At 39.4% G+C, this 17,595-nt stretch carries 18 protein-coding genes; 17 read left to right on the plus strand and 1 reads right to left on the minus strand.

Annotation, left to right across the window (positions count from 1 at the left end; genetic code table 11):
* Window positions 1–34: 34 nt before the first annotated feature.
* From D0Z64_RS02420 to D0Z64_RS02480, 13 genes are all read left to right on the plus strand, one after another.
* Entirely contained in the window at window positions 35–2,125 is a 2,091-nt protein-coding gene (locus tag D0Z64_RS02420; protein ID WP_080881252.1) for a peptidoglycan D,D-transpeptidase FtsI family protein, read from the plus strand.
* A 74-nt stretch (window positions 2,126–2,199) separates the two neighbouring features.
* Window positions 2,200–2,349: a 50S ribosomal protein L33 gene (gene rpmG, locus D0Z64_RS02425; RefSeq protein WP_006351577.1), complete on the plus strand. Its 150-nt coding sequence runs from the start codon at window positions 2,200–2,202 to the stop codon at window positions 2,347–2,349.
* Between the two features lie 57 nt (window positions 2,350–2,406).
* Window positions 2,407–2,964: a 5-formyltetrahydrofolate cyclo-ligase gene (locus tag D0Z64_RS02430; RefSeq protein WP_006351576.1), complete on the plus strand. Its 558-nt coding sequence runs from the start codon at window positions 2,407–2,409 to the stop codon at window positions 2,962–2,964.
* A gap of 21 nt (window positions 2,965–2,985) precedes the next feature.
* A complete protein-coding gene (locus D0Z64_RS02435) occupies window positions 2,986–3,666 on the plus strand; it encodes a rhomboid family intramembrane serine protease (protein ID WP_080881253.1) in 681 nt (226 codons plus the stop codon).
* A 2-nt stretch (window positions 3,667–3,668) separates the two neighbouring features.
* Window positions 3,669–3,890 carry a YqgQ family protein gene (locus D0Z64_RS02440; protein ID WP_080881890.1) on the plus strand — a complete coding sequence of 74 codons (222 nt, stop codon included), beginning with the start codon at window positions 3,669–3,671 and terminating at the stop codon, window positions 3,888–3,890.
* A gap of 66 nt (window positions 3,891–3,956) precedes the next feature.
* Window positions 3,957–4,358 (plus strand): rhodanese-like domain-containing protein, encoded by a 402-nt coding sequence (locus D0Z64_RS02445; RefSeq protein ID WP_006351573.1) that lies wholly within the window; start codon window positions 3,957–3,959, stop codon window positions 4,356–4,358.
* A gap of 54 nt (window positions 4,359–4,412) precedes the next feature.
* On the plus strand, window positions 4,413–5,333 hold the full coding sequence (gene miaA, locus D0Z64_RS02450; protein ID WP_040456897.1) for a tRNA (adenosine(37)-N6)-dimethylallyltransferase MiaA: 921 nt from the start codon (window positions 4,413–4,415) through the stop codon (window positions 5,331–5,333).
* Window positions 5,326–6,573 carry a methionine gamma-lyase family protein gene (locus tag D0Z64_RS02455; RefSeq protein WP_080881254.1) on the plus strand — a complete coding sequence of 416 codons (1,248 nt, stop codon included), beginning with the start codon at window positions 5,326–5,328 and terminating at the stop codon, window positions 6,571–6,573. The genes miaA and D0Z64_RS02455 overlap by 8 nt, the downstream gene beginning before the upstream one ends.
* A gap of 207 nt (window positions 6,574–6,780) precedes the next feature.
* Entirely contained in the window at window positions 6,781–8,118 is a 1,338-nt protein-coding gene (locus tag D0Z64_RS02460; RefSeq protein WP_006351570.1) for a glutamine synthetase family protein, read from the plus strand.
* 282 nt (window positions 8,119–8,400) lie between these two features.
* Window positions 8,401–8,538, plus strand: a complete 138-nt coding sequence (locus tag D0Z64_RS08495; RefSeq protein WP_236943528.1) for a helix-turn-helix domain-containing protein — start codon at window positions 8,401–8,403, stop codon at window positions 8,536–8,538.
* 771 nt (window positions 8,539–9,309) lie between these two features.
* Entirely contained in the window at window positions 9,310–10,029 is a 720-nt protein-coding gene (locus D0Z64_RS02470; RefSeq protein ID WP_080881255.1) for a hypothetical protein, read from the plus strand.
* Between the two features lie 129 nt (window positions 10,030–10,158).
* Complete coding sequence (locus tag D0Z64_RS02475; RefSeq protein ID WP_080881256.1) at window positions 10,159–10,977, plus strand: Cof-type HAD-IIB family hydrolase; 819 nt, start codon at window positions 10,159–10,161, stop codon at window positions 10,975–10,977.
* An 81-nt stretch (window positions 10,978–11,058) separates the two neighbouring features.
* On the plus strand, window positions 11,059–11,511 hold the full coding sequence (locus tag D0Z64_RS02480) for a hypothetical protein (protein WP_006351563.1): 453 nt from the start codon (window positions 11,059–11,061) through the stop codon (window positions 11,509–11,511).
* A gap of 100 nt (window positions 11,512–11,611) precedes the next feature.
* Here the strand turns inward: D0Z64_RS02480 and galE are convergent, their stop codons facing one another.
* Entirely contained in the window at window positions 11,612–12,604 is a 993-nt protein-coding gene (galE, locus tag D0Z64_RS02485) for a UDP-glucose 4-epimerase GalE (RefSeq protein WP_080881257.1), read from the minus strand.
* A gap of 157 nt (window positions 12,605–12,761) precedes the next feature.
* Here galE and D0Z64_RS02490 point away from each other — a divergent pair, with 157 nt between their 5' ends.
* The 4 genes from D0Z64_RS02490 to D0Z64_RS02505 all read left to right on the plus strand — a co-directional run bounded on the left by D0Z64_RS02490 (window position 12,762) and on the right by D0Z64_RS02505 (window position 17,520).
* A complete protein-coding gene (locus D0Z64_RS02490) occupies window positions 12,762–13,760 on the plus strand; it encodes a LacI family DNA-binding transcriptional regulator (RefSeq protein ID WP_080881258.1) in 999 nt (332 codons plus the stop codon).
* A gap of 115 nt (window positions 13,761–13,875) precedes the next feature.
* Window positions 13,876–15,045, plus strand: coding sequence for a galactokinase (locus D0Z64_RS02495; protein ID WP_080881259.1), 1,170 nt, complete (start codon window positions 13,876–13,878; stop codon window positions 15,043–15,045).
* A gap of 20 nt (window positions 15,046–15,065) precedes the next feature.
* Window positions 15,066–16,532, plus strand: a complete 1,467-nt coding sequence (locus D0Z64_RS02500) for a UDP-glucose--hexose-1-phosphate uridylyltransferase (protein ID WP_080881260.1) — start codon at window positions 15,066–15,068, stop codon at window positions 16,530–16,532.
* 1 nt (window position 16,533) lies between these two features.
* Window positions 16,534–17,520, plus strand: a complete 987-nt coding sequence (locus D0Z64_RS02505) for an aldose epimerase family protein (RefSeq protein WP_080881261.1) — start codon at window positions 16,534–16,536, stop codon at window positions 17,518–17,520.
* The last annotated feature ends 75 nt before the right edge of the window (window positions 17,521–17,595 follow it).

The following is a 17,595-nucleotide window of genomic DNA, read 5'->3' on the forward strand; positions in this document are numbered from 1 at the left end:
AAAATAATTGCAGTTTTAGTAAGGGACGATCAACGTGGATTATTTTAGAAAAAATAGTGGGACAGGCTCTAAAAAACAAGCCTCAACCCCAACCAGAATGAAAATCATTCTTGGGATTATTTTTATCCTTTTTGCGCTTTTGATTGGTCAATTAGCCTATTTGCAATTGGCTTATGGATCGCGCTTTAAGTCTGAAGTAGCTCAGAATGACTCAACTGTTGTTTCCAACCAGGTGCCTCGTGGAGTTATGTATGACTCCAAAGGCCGAGTATTGGTAGGTAATAAAGCAAATAACGCGATTACCTATACCAAGGGTGCATCAACTTCTTCCAAGCAGATCTATCAGATTTCCACTGCCTTGAGTGCTTACATCAGCATTACTGATGAAAAGCCAACGCAAGAGCAATTGGCTGAATATTATCTTGCGGATACTGCTAATTCTACTAAAATCGAAGCAAAATTGCCAAAATCTGAAAAAGGCAACAATGTATCCTCAACAGAACTTACCCAGAATTTGATTAAAGAAGTTAAAAAAGAAAAGATCAAATTTACCAAACGGCAAAAAACAGCAGCTTTGATCTTTAACAAGATCTCTGGTGCCTACACTTTATCAACCATTTATATTAAGAATAAGGGCTTAACTGATAAGGAATTGGCCCAAGTGGGTGAACACCTTTCAGATTTGCCTGGTGTTGGTATCGGAACCGACTGGGAACGTTCATATCCAAACGGCTCATCAATTCAAAGTATTATTGGTTCTGTTTCTACCGAAAAATCCGGATTGCCAAGTGACAACTTGCAGTACTACTTGGCGCAAGGTTACTCACGTAACGACCGGGTAGGTACTTCATATCTTGAAAAAGAATATGAACCTTTGTTAAAAGGAACCAAGTCTCAAATTGAAGTTGAAACTAAAAGTAATGGCGGTATTCAGCAAACCAAGACGGTTTATAAAGGTCAAGCCGGAGCAAGCTTGATGCTGTCGATTGATGCCAAGTATCAGAAGCAAGTTCAAGCAGCCTTGAAGACGGTTTATGCTTCCGCACTTTCAGCTGGAGCTGCTAAATATTCTTCTGGTGCTTATGCAGTAGCGATGAATCCAAAAACTGGGGCACTTCTTGCAATTACTGGATTAAGCCATAACGTAAAAACAAACAAAGTTACTGATAATGCCCTTGGCGTAATCAACCAGTCCTTCGTTATGGGTTCTGCTGTTAAGGGTGCGACGGTTGCCGGCGGCTTGCTTAATAATGTAATTACGCCAACAAGCAATACCCTTTCTGATACGCCAATTTATTTGCCAGGATCACCTGTGAAGAAATCCGTTTATCCTGTTGGTACTTTCAGCTCCTTGGATGCTGAAACTGCTCTGGAAGTTTCAAGTAACATTTACATGATGCACTTGGCACTTAAGTGGGTAAAGGCAAAATATGTACCTAAGACTTATATTTCAATGCCGAATGATGCCTTCAATGTTTTGCGGAGGAACTTTGCAATGTTTGGCTTAGGCCAAAAGACCGGTGTTGACCTTCCTGGCGAAGTTTCCGGAATTGAAGGTCAGAGTTTTGACAGTCAGGGCAGAATCCTTTCAGGTTCACTTCTTGACTTGGCCTATGGTAACTATGATGCATATACGCCAATTCAAATGGTGCAATATGTATCAACGATTGCCAATGGTGGCTACCGGATGCAGCCATATATCGTTCAAGGAATTGGTAAAACCAGTTCCAATGGTAAGAAGATCTATATCAACTACAACAAGAAGCCGGTTGTCCAACAGCAAATTCCTTGGAGCAAGGCGGAGCTGAACATCATTCAAACTGGTTTCTACAGAGTTGTTCATGGTACCAATGCCTGGGGTACTGCTCACCCATTGAAGAATGTTAAGCCTTCAATTTCTGGTAAGACTGGTACTGCTCAGACCTTCTACTACGACCCTGATCATCCAAACAAGAAGAATCAACCAGAATTGATTAATGCTACTTTTGTTGGTTATGCACCATCGAAGAATCCTAAACTTGCGATTGCGGTTATTTTCCCAGGACTTGATCCAAACATGGAAGGAACTTACACTTTGCAAGTTGCCAAAGCAATGGTTAAAGACTACTTCGCTGCAAACAAATAAAAAGTACTGGTCAAAGTGGCTAAAAAATGCTATTCTAATACAGTCAGAATAAAAAATTGTAGGTGGTGAAAGAAATGGCAGATAACATCATTTTGGAATGCACCGAATGTGGCGATAGAAGTTACTTATCTAAGAAGAACAAGCGTAAGCATCCGGAACGTTTATCCTTAAAGAAGTATTGCCCAGTTGAAAGACGAGTAACACTTCACCGTGAAACTAAGTAATTAAACCAAAATAGCAGGTTATTTACCTGCTATTTTTTGTTATCACCGGGGAGTAGAATGAAAAAAGAAGAATTAAGAGAAGAGCAAAAACAAATTTTAACCGAGTTTGCAACGAACCCGAAGAAAAAAGAAGAAGATCAAAGGATTTTTAAGAATTTAAGCCAGGTTGATTTAATTCATCAAGCGCAAACGATTGGAATTACGGCTTCCTTGCCAATAGAAATTGATACTTCTAAGATTATTGCCCACTTGTGGGATCTGGGTAAGGATGTGTATTTGGCCAAGGTAGTCCCTGGTCCAGAGCACAAAATGAATTTTGTTCATTATACTTATCGTAGCCCATTAAAAAAGTCAGCCTTCGGAGTAGAAGAGGTTTCTGATCCAGATGCTGAAATCAACAATGAGTTGGATTTAATTCTCGTGCCTGGTTTAGCATTTGCTGAGGATAGCAAGCAACGTTTGGGCTTTGGCGGCGGTTATTATGACCGTTTTATCGCAAGCCATTCAGAAGTAAGAACAATTGCTTTAGCAAATTCTAAAATGCTCTTTAAGACAGCGACCTGGCCAATTGAGGATCACGATCTTCCTGTAGAAAAAATTATTACTGCTGATTAAAAATTTAGAAAAGAGGATATTATGGTAAGAAAACGACAAATTCCACCAGCTTTTTGTACCTTTGTTTTGGTATTTATTTGTATTGCGATGTTTTTAGTCGAAACTTTTATGGGTGGCTCAGAAAACACCGCGACCTTGGTTAAATTAGGTGCAATGAACAATTATGCCGTAGTAGCAGGTCATCAATGGTGGCGTCTTATTACAGCTCAGTTCTTGCATATTGGCATCTGGCACTTGGTTTCCAATATTGTCATGATTTACTACATGGGCTTGATTATTGAACCAATGCTGGGTCATTGGCGCTTCTTGTTGATCTACTTGCTGTCTGGTGTTGGCGGCAATTTGTTAAGCCTAGCTTTTGGTTCCGATAAAAGCATCGGCGCTGGTGCCTCAACTGCTTTGTTCGGTTTATTTGGTGCCGTTATTGCTTTGGGTATTCGTCACCGTGCTAATCCAGCAGTAGCTTATGTTGGTCGTCAAGCATTAGTATTGGCTGTTTTGAACTTGATTATTGATATTTTCTTGCCAAACATTGATATTTACGGTCATATCGGTGGCTTGATTTCTGGATTTTTACTGGCAATGATGAGCGGAGATCGTTTAGGCAAAGGCTACAATACCAAGTTGCGGGTTATCGCTGCAGCTATTGCTATCATTTATATTATATTAACAGTTAGACAAGGAATGGTGATTTCTTTCTGATGATGAAAAACTTATACGATGTTCAACAGCTGCTTGAAAAATATGGCGTTTTGGTCCATGTTGGCAAGCGAATTTGGGATATTGAACTGATGGCCATTGAATTAGATAATATTTACCATACGAATTTGCTGGATCAGCACGACTATCTAATTGCTAAAATGATTCTGCAGCGTGAACATGAATATGAAGAACGCAAAGAGCGAGATGCAAAAGGCAAAAAGTGATAGCAAAGCAAGCGCTTTAGCGTTATTATGAAATATATAAGATTTTTTAGAGGGACGATTTAACTGATGTCGAATTTTTTAATTATTTTAGATGTTATTTTAATCGCAATCATTTTAGTCTTTGTAATTGTTTGGGCTTGGAACAAGTTTCAAGCTAAGAGCATCGGTGGCGAGTTAAATAATGATGAATTTAAGGCCGGGATGCGTAAGGCACAGATTGTTGATTTAAGAGAAAAAGCAGCCTTTAAGCGGAAGCATATTGATGGTGCGCGCAACTTGCCTTATACCATGCTTAAGTATCAATATGAAGAACTTCGTCCTGATTTACCGGTATATTTGTATTCAGATTCATTGTCGATCACTTTGCGTGCCGCTAGATTATTAAAGAAAAAGAAGTTTTCATCAATTCACTGGCTTAAAGATGGCTTTGAACAATGGGATGGCAGAACCAAGAGTTCAAAATATTAATTCAAAAGACTTGAGATAGTGATTCTCAAGCCTTTTTTGCTATTAGGAGAAAATATGAAAAAGGTATTGGCGATCGTTGGTCCAACCGCAATTGGCAAAACAGATCTGGCAATTAAATTGGCTAAAAAATTGAACGCTCAAATCGTCTCTGGCGATTCAATGCAGATATATCAAGAAGTCGCAATTGGTACGGCCAAAGCAACAGAAGATGAACAAGCAGCAGTTAAACACTATTTGGTCGATACTCGTTCCGTTTTTGAAGATTATTCGGTTAAAGATTTTGTTGATCAGGCAACCGCAGCTATTGACGAAATTGCTGCTCAGCATTGTTTACCAATGGTCGTTGGCGGCACAGGTTTTTATGTCAACGCGTTGCTGAATAAGATGCAGCTGGGTGAAAAAACAGCGGAAGAAAGCAGCGTAACTAAAAAGTGGGAAGATTATTTAGCTCGCAATGGTCCGGAAAAGCTGTGGCAGCTGCTGGAGCAAAAAGATCCAGTGGCCGCAGCCAAAATTCCGGTGGCAAATGCCAGACGCACTTTGCGTGCCTTAACGGTTATCGAGCGAACGGGCAAGAAGTTTTCAGAACAACAGACTAGTATTCCGCCGCGATATGACTATTTGATCATTGGCTTAAATTCTAATCGCAGCGAAATTTACGCGCGCATCAACCACCGTGTAGATAAAATGCTGGATGCTGGGATTTTGGATGAAGCTAAATTTATTTATGAGCATCGGGATAAGGAATATCAAGTATTGCAGGCCATTGCTTATAAGGAGTTTTTCCCGTATTTTGAGCATAAGCAAACGCTTGAAGAATGCATTGACCAGTTGAAGACTTCATCACGGCGCTACGCTAAGCGGCAGCTGACGTATTTTAGAAATAAATTGCCTGTTCAGTGGTTCGATCCTTTAAACGATCCCGATTGTGATAAGAAGATTTTAAAAAAAGTGGAGGAATGGTTAAATGTTTGATCTACCAGAAAAATTGCAAAAATTAGTGAATGAAGTTGACAAACAAATTACGCCTAAGCTGGCAGAAATTGATGAGCAAATTGTTTATAACCAGGCCAAGGTGCTTAAAGCTTTTCAGGATCAAGAAGTAGCAGAGGCTGATTTAAACGGGACTACGGGTTACGGCGATGATGATACCGGCAGAGACAAGCTGGATCGAATCTATGCCGAAGTATTTCAAACTGAAGACGCTGTTGTCCGTCCGCAATTTGTTTCCGGTACTCATACTTTGTTTACAGCATTGAATGGAAACTTGAATGCCGGTGAAACGCTGACTTATTTGACCGGGATGCCTTACGATACCATGCAGGAAGTAATTGGTTTAACGCCAAAAAAGCGGGGCACTTTAATGGAACGTGGGGTCAAGTTTTCCTACGTTCCGCTTACTTCGGAAGGTCTGATTGATTATGAGCAAGCAGAAAAAATTTTAACGCGCGATCAGCCTAAAATCGTCGCTATTCAGCGTTCACGTGGCTACGCTACAAGAAAGACCTTCACTGTTGCCCAAATTAAAGAAATGATTGCTTTCGTCAAAAAGGTATCACCAAAGAGTTTGATTTTCATCGATAACTGCTATGGCGAGTTTTCTGAAAAGCATGAACCAACGGAATATGGTGCTGATTTCATGGCTGGTTCTTTGATTAAAAATGCTGGTGGTGGCCTCGCAAAAACAGGTGGCTATATTGTCGGCAAAAAGGATTTGATTGCCAATACCAAAATCGCATTGACTGCACCAGGCTGCACGGATGAAGGAGCTACGCTCGATAATTTGCATGACTTTTATGAAGGCTTCTTTATTTCACCTAATGTCACTGGTATGGCGGAGAAAGGCATGATTTTCGCAGCTGCTTTGTTTGAAAAAATGGGGATGGAGGTTACGCCAAAATGGAATGAAACCCGCAGCGACGTAATTGAAACCATTATTTTTGGTGATCCAAAGAAGATGCAGCAATTCGTTCAGGAGGTTCAGAAGAATTCACCTGTCGATTCTTTTGTAAAACCGGAAGCTTACCACATGCCAGGTTATGAAGACAAAGTTATTATGGCAGCCGGCAATTTCATTTCTGGTTCAACAATTGAGTTTTCTGCCGATGGTCCGGTCCGTCCGCCTTATGCCGTATATATGCAAGGCGGTCTAACCTATGCCCATGATAAAATTGCGGTCATCAATGCTGTTAAAGATACTTTCTTTAATAATTAATGAGAGTCAGCGAAGCCGATGAGACTAACATTTAGTTAGTCTCATTTTTATTTTATTAAGCTTTTATAAAGATCCAAATTTTCTATTAGACCAATTTGACATTTCAAAATTGGTCTGCTATTCTTTTATACAGTTCTAATACGAGAAAAGGAATCGATAATAGGACTGTACAAATTGATAGTTTTTTATATTTTTTAGGTGGAAAAAATGAGTAAAACAGTTACTGCAGATGATATTAGAAAAAGCGTAAAGGAAAACAACGTTCACTTTTTGAGATTATCCTTTACTGATATTAACGGTACTTTAAAGGCTGTTGAAGTGCCAATCAGCCAACTGGACGAAGTCTTAACTAACAATATTCGTTTTGATGGTTCTTCAATTGACGGTTTCGTAAGAATTGAAGAAAGCGACATGGTTTTGTACCCAGACTTTTCAAGCTGGATGGTATTGCCATGGACTGATAAAACTGGCAGCAAGATTGGTCGTTTAACTTGCTCAGTTCACAAGACTAATGGTGAACCATTTGAAGGTGACCCAAGAAACAACTTAAAGCGTGTTCTTAAGCAAATGCACGAAATGGGCTTCTCAGACTTCGATATTGGTTTTGAAGCTGAATTCCACTTGTTTAAGTTAGGTGAAGATGGCAACTGGACTACTCAAGTTCCAGATCATGCTTCATACTTTGATATGACTTCAAGCGATGAAGGTGCTGAATGCCGTCGTGATATTGTTGAAACTTTGGAAAGCATTGGCTTTGAAGTTGAAGCTGCTCACCACGAAGTAGGTGCTGGTCAACAAGAAATCGACTTCAGATTCGATGATGCTTTAACTACTGCTGACCGTGTTCAAACCTTCAAGATGGTTGTAAGACAAGTTGCTAGAAAGCACGGTTTGTTCGCAACCTTCATGGCTAAGCCAATTGAAGGTGAAGCTGGTAACGGAATGCACACCAACATGTCACTCTTTAAAGATGGCAAGAATGCATTCTACTCCAAGGATGGCGAATACCACCTTTCAAACACTGCTTTATACTTCTTGAATGGTATTTTGGAACATGCTCGCGCAATCACTGCTGTTGCCAACCCAACTGTTAACTCATACAAGAGATTGATTCCTGGTTTTGAGGCTCCTGTTTACATTTCATGGGCTACTAAGAACCGTTCACCACTTGTTCGTATTCCAGATGCTGAAGAAATCAACACCCGTTTGGAAATGCGTTCAGCTGACCCAACTGCTAACCCATATCTTCTTCTTGCAGCTTGCCTTACTGCTGGTTTGCAAGGAATCAAGGAACAAAAGATGCCAATGAAGCCTGTAACTTCTAACGTCTTTGAAATGACTGAAGAAGAAAGAGCTAAGCATGGTATCAAGCCATTACCATCAACTTTGCACAATGCTATTAAGGCATTCAAGGCTGATAAGTTGATAGAAGATGCCTTAGGTGAACACTTAACTAAGAGCTTCATTGAATCTAAAGAACTTGAATGGTCAAAATACACTCAATCTGTTTCTGATTGGGAAAGAAACCGTTACATGGGTTACTAATTCTTAATTAATAGAAGAAAAACTTACTTATATATTCTCTAGATTAAAGTCGTCCTTTGTGGACGGCTTTTTCTTTAATAAAAACAACAGTGCAAATGGTCAAGCTACTGGCAAGACTTACTACAAGATTGCAGGTAAGAACCTTTGGATTCCAGCAAGCAAATTGAACTTAAGATAATAATTCTTGAATGAAAAAAGAGTTGTACATGAAGTGAGTGTGCAACTCTATCTTTATACATAAATCCGCTATAATAATCTTGATTAGATTTTGAAGGATAATTTATGACAATTGGGCAAACTTTAAAAACTTACCGCCTGCACGCTGGTATGACACAAAAAGAGATGGCCGGAGAAATCGTAACGCAATTATTTTATTCAAAAGTAGAAATGATAAGCGTGGCATCGACGCCGACCTATTAATTAAGCTGCTCACTGCCCATCATTTTGATGTAGTTGGTTTCTTCAGCCGTCTCAGCAATCAAAGCAAAAATCAATACAATTCCTATTATGAGATTGAAGCAGAAATTACTTTTGCTAAAAATACTAAAAACCTTGCCAAGTTAAAGAAAATTGAAACCAAATTAAATCAAAAAGATAATGATTTACCATCCTGGCTTAAATTTAGATCAGAATTAGCCTACGCCTGGGTAACTCATTCTAATGACCATATTTCTACCGAATTGAAGGCAAAAGTAAAGTCACTAATTGTCGGCAAAGACTGGGACCGAAAACATCCGGCGTCAGATCCCTTCACGCTGCAATTTGTTTCTTGGATTGCCGTAAATTTCTTGATTGCTGCTACCATGAGAAGGCGGATGAATCTTACATGCGGCTCCCAATTAAGTTTTTAAGAGAATTGCCAGTCACTCCAGAGATTGGTTTTAGCGATTTGCTAGCAACATATTATGAATCGTTATTTAAGCATGATGATGAAACGAAAGAAAAATGAAATAATTCATATTTTGAAGAAGGGCAATTATTACCCGTTAATTAAGGACACAGTAGCTTAAAGAGGCATCGACCGAAAAAAGTCGATGCTTTTTATGCAAATATGAATATTTTAGGACTTTATACAGAAAAGAACATATTATTAATCTGAAACTTCGAATAGGGAAAAGAAATAGAGATAGATATGAGAATAGCACAACAATTAAAGAGACCAGAATTTTCCTTGGTCTGACGCAAGCTGAAATGATTGATAATATCATGACAACTTCTTTTTATTCTAGGGTTGAGCATGAAAAGCATGATATTACAATCAATGATCTACTAGATATTTTAAATGATCATCACGTGTCTTTATACGATTTCTTCTCAGGGATAACCAAATTAAGAACCGAAGATCAAATTATTCAAGATCAGCTGACATTGGCTTTTTATGAAGAAAAAGTTGATGAATTAAAAGCGTTAAAGCCGAAAAATCTTCCTTATCAAGAAACAATTGAAGCAGCTTATTCCGAAAAGGATGCGGCCAGTCTGATAGCAATTTTGAATGACCCGAACTTTACAAATCAAAAGTACAGGCAGGTGATTTCACTACTCCTAACAGATTTGGGCGATACCCAATATCGTATTTCCAAATATGATCAGCGCAAACCCAAACATACTATTTTTCAGCTAGGAAAATGGGATCAAGATTCGCTCTGGATCTTCTTCATGTCGATGTCCCTCTATTCCTTTCAAGAATTGGCAGAGCTGATTAACTCAATTTTTAACGATTATAATTATCAAAAAGAAAGGAACGAATATTCACTCTCTTTGCTTGCCAATATCGAAGCCAGGTATGCGCGGTTTTGTTACCAGGATAATCAGCGTGACGAATTCGAAAAAGCACTCAATTATTTGACCCGATTGTCTGATTCAAAGCTGATTTTGCTGCAAAAATTAACGGTCAAGTATTATCAAGCTTGACTGGAGCATCAATCTGAAAAAGCAGAACAAATTAAATATCTTCTGGAAATCTCTGGTTACCAGTTAAATTCATTTTGACCCAAAATAGGCTATAATAAGTTGTTAACTATTTTGAGATTGGGGTAAATTATGGGACTACCATTTAAAGCAATTGCTGTCGATATGGATGGCACCTTTTTAAATGAAAAACACGACTTTGACCATGAGAAATTTCGCGAAATTTTGACTGAACTGCATCAGCGTCAAGTTAAGTTTATTATTTCATCTGGAAGACCATATGTCCGCTTGCGCAAAGACTTCGCCGACTTTTATTCAGAATTGTCTTTTGTGACTTCTAATGGCGCGCGTTTAATCGAGAATGATCAGGAAGTGGCTCTTCAGCAATTGGCAAGAAAAGATGCAATCGGTGTGATTGATTTTGTTAATCAAAGATATGCTGATGCAACCACTTTGGTTTTCCATACCAAACAATCCTACATTAACAGGGATGCCCCCAAGAATGTAAAAGAATTCTTGGAATACTTTGCCGGCTGCTCCTGCATTGAAGTTTCAGATTGGTCTGTCTTGCCGGAAAATGGTATTTTGGAAGTAACTTTCCATGTGCCTGATAGCAGTATTGCTAAAGAAATTGAAGCTGCGTATAACCAAGAATTTGGGCAAAAGATTTCCGCCTTTGCTTCAGCTAAAAACGCGGTCGATGTTAATGCTTACGGCGTCAATAAAGGTGAGGGCCTGAAACTGCTGCTTGAAAAGATGGACTTAACCGGCGATTATTTAATGGCCTTTGGCGATGGCGGCAATGACGTTGAAATGCTGCAGTTTGCCAAATATTCCTACGCGATGAAAAATGGCAGTCAGGAAGCAAAAGACGCGGCTAAATATTTGGCTCCAGCTAATACCGAAGATGGCGTTTTTAAGGTGATTAAAAATTATCTCAGCAATAATTAGAAAAGGCAGTGGCTTTTGAAGTCACTGCTTTTTGTATTACAATTATATTAGCTAAATTTATTAAGAGACGAGGAAATAATAATGGCAGACGAAATTACTGTTAACTTTGAAGCACGCAATCCAAGCGGAATCAAATTATTGAGCCGTTTGTACAACGAACACCTGGTTTTAAATGATATCGGCGTGCGGCTTGACGATCAATTGACTAAGGGTGAAGAAATTACTGTTCCTAACCAAGAAGATATGAAGAATTTGGATGATGTTTTTAAGAAAAATGTTGAAATTTTCACTGAAATTGGGGAAAAGTACGAAAATACTAAGAAATTCGCCAACAACTTTTCTGGCAGTACCAAGGAATTTGCTGAAAAGCTGATGATTGAATTGGCCGACTTTAATGATGGTGTAGCTGACATCGCTGATACTGAAGGCGGCATGGCAGCTTATGATGATGACAAGCTTAATGATTGGATCAATAAGATAATGGGCGAAATTGTCGAAACCAACGAGGCTTTCAGTAAATTAACCCAAGAATAACTTTAGAATAAAAAAGGCGTCTGGCAGTTGCCAGGCGCTTTTTTCGTGAGAATTTAATTTAGATTTTTTAAACAAAATAATTTAACTTCAGAAATATTTTTTACTTGTCTTCGTAACCCTTTGGGTGACTCTTATGCCAATTCCAAGCAGTTCTGATGACGTCATCGACGTTTTCATGTTTTGGTGACCAGCCCAAAATAGTTCTTGCTTTGGTTGAATCGGCAACCAAGCTGTCTGGATCGCCGCCGCGACGTGGACCCATTGTGTAAGGAATGTCGATGCCGGTAACTTTTTTAGCAGATTCCAAAATTTCAAGGTTGGAATAGCCATGAGCAGTACCCAAATTAAAGACATCTGACTTGTTGGTCTTCATTAAGTGCTTAAGAGCCAAAATGTGAGCATCGATTAAGTCTTCAACCTGAACGTAGTCACGGACGTTGGTGCCGTCCTTGGTGTTGTAATCATCACCAAAGATAGTGAACTTGCCATCGCCTGAAATTGCACTCTTTAAAATATTTGGAATAAGGTGAGTTTCTGGGGCGTGGTCTTCACCGATCGTTCCATCTTCAGCTGCACCAGCAACGTTGAAGTAACGAAGGGCAGTGTACTTAATACCGTCAGCTTTATCAGCCCAAGCCATGATCTTCTCCATCATCATCTTGGTTTCGCCATATGGGTTGATTGGATCAAGCGGCGTATCTTCAGTGATAGGCAGCTTCTTAGGAACCCCATAAGTTGCAGCACTGGATGAGAAAATCAAATATTTGGTACCAGCATCGTTCATTGCCCTTAATAGTGAAATCATGCCAGTAACATTGTTGTCGTAATACTTAAGCGGCTTTTTAACTGATTCTGGAACAAGTGAGTAAGCAGCAAAGTGCATGACAGCATCAATTTTTTCATCACGTAAGATCTTGTTTACCAAAAAGGTATCTTCAATATCGCCTTGATAAAACTTGGCCTTTGGGTCAACAGCTTTTCTGTGGCCGGTGTATAAGGCATCAAGGACAACCACATCGTTGCCTTCAGCAACCAACTTCTTAACGGCGTGCGAGCCAATATAGCCTGCACCACCAATAACTAAAACACGCATAGTTTTGCTCCTTTTTTCAATTCAAAAATCGATTATAGTATATCACATGTTTAGCCAAAAAATAAACACATTTACTATTTTAGTAAAATATTTACCATTTGGCGCTTTTCTTTGTATAATAGGATTATCGAAGATTTTCTAAAAAAGAGTGATTTTTATGGCAACAACAATTAAAGCAATCGCTGCTAAAGCAGGCTATTCTCAAGCAACGGTCTCGCGTCTCTTAAATAATGACCAAACTTTATCAGTCACCGCTGAGACGAAAAATAAAATCCTAAAAGTTGCAAATGAGCTGGGATATTGGCAGCAAGAAAAGAAAACGCCGATCAAACTGCCACTTGCTTTGCTTTATCGGGTTAACGGCGCTGAACACATTCAAGATGAATATTTTGCTTATTTGAAAAAGGCACTTGAGAATGTAATTAAAGAGAGAAAGCTGGAGCTGACAACCTTTACCAGCATCAAGGGTTTAATTGCAAAAGCTGATTTGTATCAAGGCTTTCTTGGCGTAGGGACGGCTGAAATTACGGAAAAGGACTTGCAAAATCTGCACCAAGTTTTGGCAAATGGCGTGTTCATTGATATTAATCCTGCTCCGCAATTATTTGATTCCGTACAGCCTAATTTAGGGCTTGCCGTTGAAGATGCACTTGATCGTTTAACTCAAAAAGGCTACCAGAGAATTGCTTTTATTGGGGCTGAAAGTTTTAACTTAGATGGAGCTTCACAAAGGGATATTCGTGAAATCAGATTTCGTGAGACGGCGCGCTTGAAGAATATTAAAGAAGCAAAAGTTTTTGCGCAAGGAATCGTTAGCGTCAAAAATGGCTATCGGTTGTGTCAGAAAATGCTGCAGGAATGCAAGGATAATTTGCCAGAGGCACTGATTGTTTCGTCAGATACTTTGAGCGTTGGAGTATTGCAGGCTTTGAATGAAGCAGATGTTAAAGTACCCCAAGATATTGCGATCATTAGTATTAACAATAACGATGTCAGTCAATACATGTCGCCGCCGTTAACTACTTATAACATTGATCAAACAGAAATGGGCAAATTGGCATTGGATATGCTTTTAGGCAGAATTCGTGATCCGCATCGCCCTAATTTGCACCTAGAGATGAATACCAATTTGATTGTTAGAAAAAGCTTTTCTTAGAAGAGTGAGCAAAAGCTCTTTTTTATTTTAGCCAGTAAAAATATTTACTAATTTAGTAATAAACTTTATACTAAATTTATGAAAACGATTGCAAAAATAAAATGAGGTATCAAAAATGAACAAAGAAGAATTACTAAAAGCTTATCAAGAAAAATTTGGTGAAAAAGGACAAGACATCTTTTTCTCACCAGGTAGAATCAATGTGATCGGCGAACACACCGATTACAATGGCGGTCACGTCTTTCCAGCTGCGATCAGTTTAGGAATCTATGGCGTCTATGGCCCACGCAAGGACAATAAAGTTGCCCTTTATTCAGGCAATGTCCATGGACCAGTAGTTGAATTTGACCTTGATGATGAAACGGTTGAAAAAGACGATTGCTTTTGGGCAAACTACTTTAAAGGGATGCTGACATACCTGCGCCAACGAAAAGATGGCGCAAAAATCAATCATGGTTTTAATCTTTATGTTAAAGCTAATTTGCCATCTGGTTCGGGTCTTTCATCTTCAGCTGCGATTGAAATGCTGATGGGAATCATTCTTAAAGAAGAATTCGACTTAGATATTGGCCGCATTGCTTTAGCCAAATTGGGTCAAAAGACTGAAAACGAATTTGTTGGTTTGAACTCAGGAATTATGGATCAATTTGCCTGCATTATGGGCAAAAAAGACAGTGCTATTTTCCTTGATTGCAACACCATGGAATATGAATATAAGCCACTTAAATTGGACGATTATGAAATCATTATTATGTCCACTAACAAACAGCATACTTTAGCTTCTTCCGCTTATAATGATCGGGTTGCTGAATGTCATGGCGCTTTGGAAAAGCTGCAAACCAAGTTGAAGATTAAGGCTTTGGGCGAACTGGATGATCACACCTTTGATGAATACAGCTACCTGATTAATGATGAGACTGAGTTGAAACGTGCCCGTCATGCTGTCAGTGAAAACGGCAGAACTTTAAGAGCTACCAAGGCCATGGAAGACAATGACTTGGCTAAGCTTGGTCGTTTGATCAATGCTTCTCACATTTCGCTTCATTACGACTACGAAGTAACTGGTAGAGAACTTGATACTTTAGCAGAAACAGCTTGGAAGCAACCTGGCGTACTTGGCGCAAGAATGATCGGTGGCGGCTTTGGCGGCTCTGCAATTGCAATTGTCAAGAAAGACCAAGCCGATGCCTTTAAGAAGAATGTTGGCAAAGTTTACCGCGACCGGATTGGCTATGATGCTAGTTTCTACGATGCAGAAATTGTTGACGGTACTAAAAAGATTTAAGTAAGAAAAGGACAAAGAATATGAAAGTTATTGAAAAATTTGCAGATGAAGTAATAGCTGCAGGTAGTTTTGAGCCACTTGATCGTGTTTATCTAATTAATAAAATCCGGGCTTTGGTTGGCGATCATGAAGAAGATGCAAGCGGCAGCTTGCCAGCCGCAAAACAATTGGTTGACTTAGCCGTTAGAAATAAGAAGATTGCCGATGATCAAACTTCACGGGAAGTTTTAAACGATCAGCTCTATGATTTAATGACACCTGTTCCTTCAAGAGTAAATTATCTTTTCTGGCAAAAAATGCAGGAATCGTCAAAAGAGGCAACTTCCTGGTTCTATGACTTATGCGTCAGAAACAATTACGTAAAAAAAGAGGCTATTGCCAAAAATGTTGTCTTTGACGGAACTGGCAAAAATGGCCACGAATTAGAAATTACGATTAATTTGTCCAAGCCTGAAAAAGATCCAAAGGCCATTGCAGCCGCCGCTCATGACACAGGCAAGAAGTATCCAAAATGTGCGCTTTGTCTTGAAAACGAAGGCTACTTAGGTGGCTACGGCAAGAATGCTCGTTCCAATTTGCGCATTATTCGCATGACGATCGCGGGCAAGCCATGGGGCTTTCAATATTCGCCATACGCTTATTTCAATGAGCACTGCATTTTTCTTGATCAAAAGCATGAACCAATGAAGATTAATGAACAAACTTTGATTAATCTGGTAGATATTGAAAAGCAGCTTCCAGAATATTTCGTTGGTTCAAATGCTGACCTGCCGATTGTGGGCGGTTCAATGCTGGCCCATGAGCACTATCAAGGCGGAAGACATGTCTTTCCAATGATGAAGGCAGCAATTAAGCAAAAAGTTGAATTTGCTTCTTATCCCGATGTTGATGCTGGTATTGTCGATTGGCCGATGAGCGATTTGCGACTCAGTAGCGAAAATATTTCCGCATTAATTAATCTGGGTACGCAAATTATTAAAATTTGGGATCATTATGACGATGAAAAGCGCCAAATAAAAGCTTTCGTTGGTAAAACTCCGCACCATACAGTAACGCCGATCATGCACCGAGAAGGAGAAAAATTCGTACTTGATCTCGTTTTGCGGGACAACAATACAACTGATAAATATCCATTAGGAATTTTTCACCCACATCAAGATCTCTGGCATATTAAGAAAGAAAATATTGGTTTGATCGAAGTAATGGGGCGTGCAATTTTGCCAGGGCGGCTAAAGGCAGAGCTGGAAGAGGTTAAGAAGTATTGGCTTGGCGAGAGCAATGACATGGCAGAGAGTCATTTAGCATGGGCCAAGGCAATTAAAGAAGAGCACAAGATTGATGCTGGAAATGTCGACCAAGTAATGCAACAAGCCGTAGTGGATGTCTTTGAACGGGTTTTGCAAGATGCCGGAGTCTTTAAGAATGATGAAGATGGCGAGCAAGGCTGGGAATTGTTCATTAACGCATTAAAAGAGGATATTGATTAAAATGAAAACAAGCTTTAATAAATATGGCGTTTTGGCAGGTCATGATTTGTGCGAAATCACCTTAAGCAATGATCATAATATGAGCGTTAAAATTTTGAATTATGGCGCAACCTTGGAAAAGGTTTTGCTAAACGGTGAAGATATGATCTTATCGCTAGCTAAGCCAGAAGATTATTCAAAGGAACGCAACTTTTTAGGCGGTACGGTTGGCAGAATCTGTGGTCGTGTTCGTTTAGGCCAATGGCGACATGGTCAACAAATTTGGCAATTGCCGGTAAATGATGGCAAAAATCATATCCATGGTGGACATGGAACTGATATGGAAGTATGGCATTTTAAGCTGAGTGCTACGGAGCAAAGTGCTAGAGCAGATCTAACTTATTTTGATCCTGATGGGCATAACGGCTTTTGTGGCAATTTGAGGCTGCATGTCGTCTATGAACTCGATAATGAAAATAATTTACGCTATGAAATCAATTGCGTCAGTGATCAATTGACGATTTTCAATCCAGCCAATCATACATACTTTAATTTAAGTGAAAGTGCCAAAGAGCTTAACCTGCAAATGAATGCCGATTATTATTTGCCGGTCGGTGCTGATGGTTTGCCAACAAGCGGAATGGCAAAAGTTGCAGGAACTGCGTTTGATTTTACCAAAGGTAAAAGGGTCAAAGAGGCCTTAGACTCTGATGATGAGCAAATCAAGCTGCGTAACGGCCTCGATCATCCGTTTATTTTGAATGGCAATCAGCCGGCTGTTGTTTTACGCGGACAAAAGCATACGATGACAATGACGACCAATGCGCCGGCTGTTGTGATTTATACGGCAAACCACTTTAATCATCAAGGCCTAACTGCTGCCTATGGAGCTTATGATGGCATCACTTTTGAAGCACAATGTCCACCTGCATCAGGTACCGACTTAAGCGAAATTACGCTTTTGCCGTTTGAACATTACCAAAGAAAAATTTGCTGGAATTTTGAGTAATGCAAAAAATAGTTTGAATCGCTTGATTCAAACTATTTTTTCTTTCGTGCTAAAATTGAATTAGTTCGGAGATAA

It is taken from the genome of Lactobacillus amylolyticus, from assembly GCF_003999355.1.
GTDB classification, from domain to species: Bacteria; Bacillota; Bacilli; order Lactobacillales; family Lactobacillaceae; genus Lactobacillus; species Lactobacillus amylolyticus.

What these genes read in the sequence shown, in the direction of transcription:
- galE (WP_080881257.1), bottom strand. Translation starts at nt 12,604, where the DNA reads ATGCGTGTTTTAGTTATTGGTGGTGCAGGCTATATTGGCTCGCACGCC.
- rpmG (WP_006351577.1), top strand. Translation starts at nt 2,200, where the DNA reads ATGGCAGATAACATCATTTTGGAATGCACCGAATGTGGCGATAGAAGT.
- D0Z64_RS02475 (WP_080881256.1), top strand. Translation starts at nt 10,159, where the DNA reads ATGGGACTACCATTTAAAGCAATTGCTGTCGATATGGATGGCACCTTT.
- D0Z64_RS02480 (WP_006351563.1), top strand. Translation starts at nt 11,059, where the DNA reads ATGGCAGACGAAATTACTGTTAACTTTGAAGCACGCAATCCAAGCGGA.
- D0Z64_RS02445 (WP_006351573.1), top strand. Translation starts at nt 3,957, where the DNA reads ATGTCGAATTTTTTAATTATTTTAGATGTTATTTTAATCGCAATCATT.
- D0Z64_RS02440 (WP_080881890.1), top strand. Translation starts at nt 3,669, where the DNA reads ATGAAAAACTTATACGATGTTCAACAGCTGCTTGAAAAATATGGCGTT.
- D0Z64_RS02460 (WP_006351570.1), top strand. Translation starts at nt 6,781, where the DNA reads ATGAGTAAAACAGTTACTGCAGATGATATTAGAAAAAGCGTAAAGGAA.
- miaA (WP_040456897.1), top strand. Translation starts at nt 4,413, where the DNA reads ATGAAAAAGGTATTGGCGATCGTTGGTCCAACCGCAATTGGCAAAACA.
- D0Z64_RS02490 (WP_080881258.1), top strand. Translation starts at nt 12,762, where the DNA reads ATGGCAACAACAATTAAAGCAATCGCTGCTAAAGCAGGCTATTCTCAA.
- D0Z64_RS08495 (WP_236943528.1), top strand. Translation starts at nt 8,401, where the DNA reads ATGACAATTGGGCAAACTTTAAAAACTTACCGCCTGCACGCTGGTATG.
- D0Z64_RS02435 (WP_080881253.1), top strand. Translation starts at nt 2,986, where the DNA reads ATGGTAAGAAAACGACAAATTCCACCAGCTTTTTGTACCTTTGTTTTG.
- D0Z64_RS02430 (WP_006351576.1), top strand. Translation starts at nt 2,407, where the DNA reads ATGAAAAAAGAAGAATTAAGAGAAGAGCAAAAACAAATTTTAACCGAG.
- D0Z64_RS02505 (WP_080881261.1), top strand. Translation starts at nt 16,534, where the DNA reads ATGAAAACAAGCTTTAATAAATATGGCGTTTTGGCAGGTCATGATTTG.
- D0Z64_RS02455 (WP_080881254.1), top strand. Translation starts at nt 5,326, where the DNA reads ATGTTTGATCTACCAGAAAAATTGCAAAAATTAGTGAATGAAGTTGAC.
- D0Z64_RS02500 (WP_080881260.1), top strand. Translation starts at nt 15,066, where the DNA reads ATGAAAGTTATTGAAAAATTTGCAGATGAAGTAATAGCTGCAGGTAGT.
- D0Z64_RS02495 (WP_080881259.1), top strand. Translation starts at nt 13,876, where the DNA reads ATGAACAAAGAAGAATTACTAAAAGCTTATCAAGAAAAATTTGGTGAA.
- D0Z64_RS02470 (WP_080881255.1), top strand. Translation starts at nt 9,310, where the DNA reads ATGATTGATAATATCATGACAACTTCTTTTTATTCTAGGGTTGAGCAT.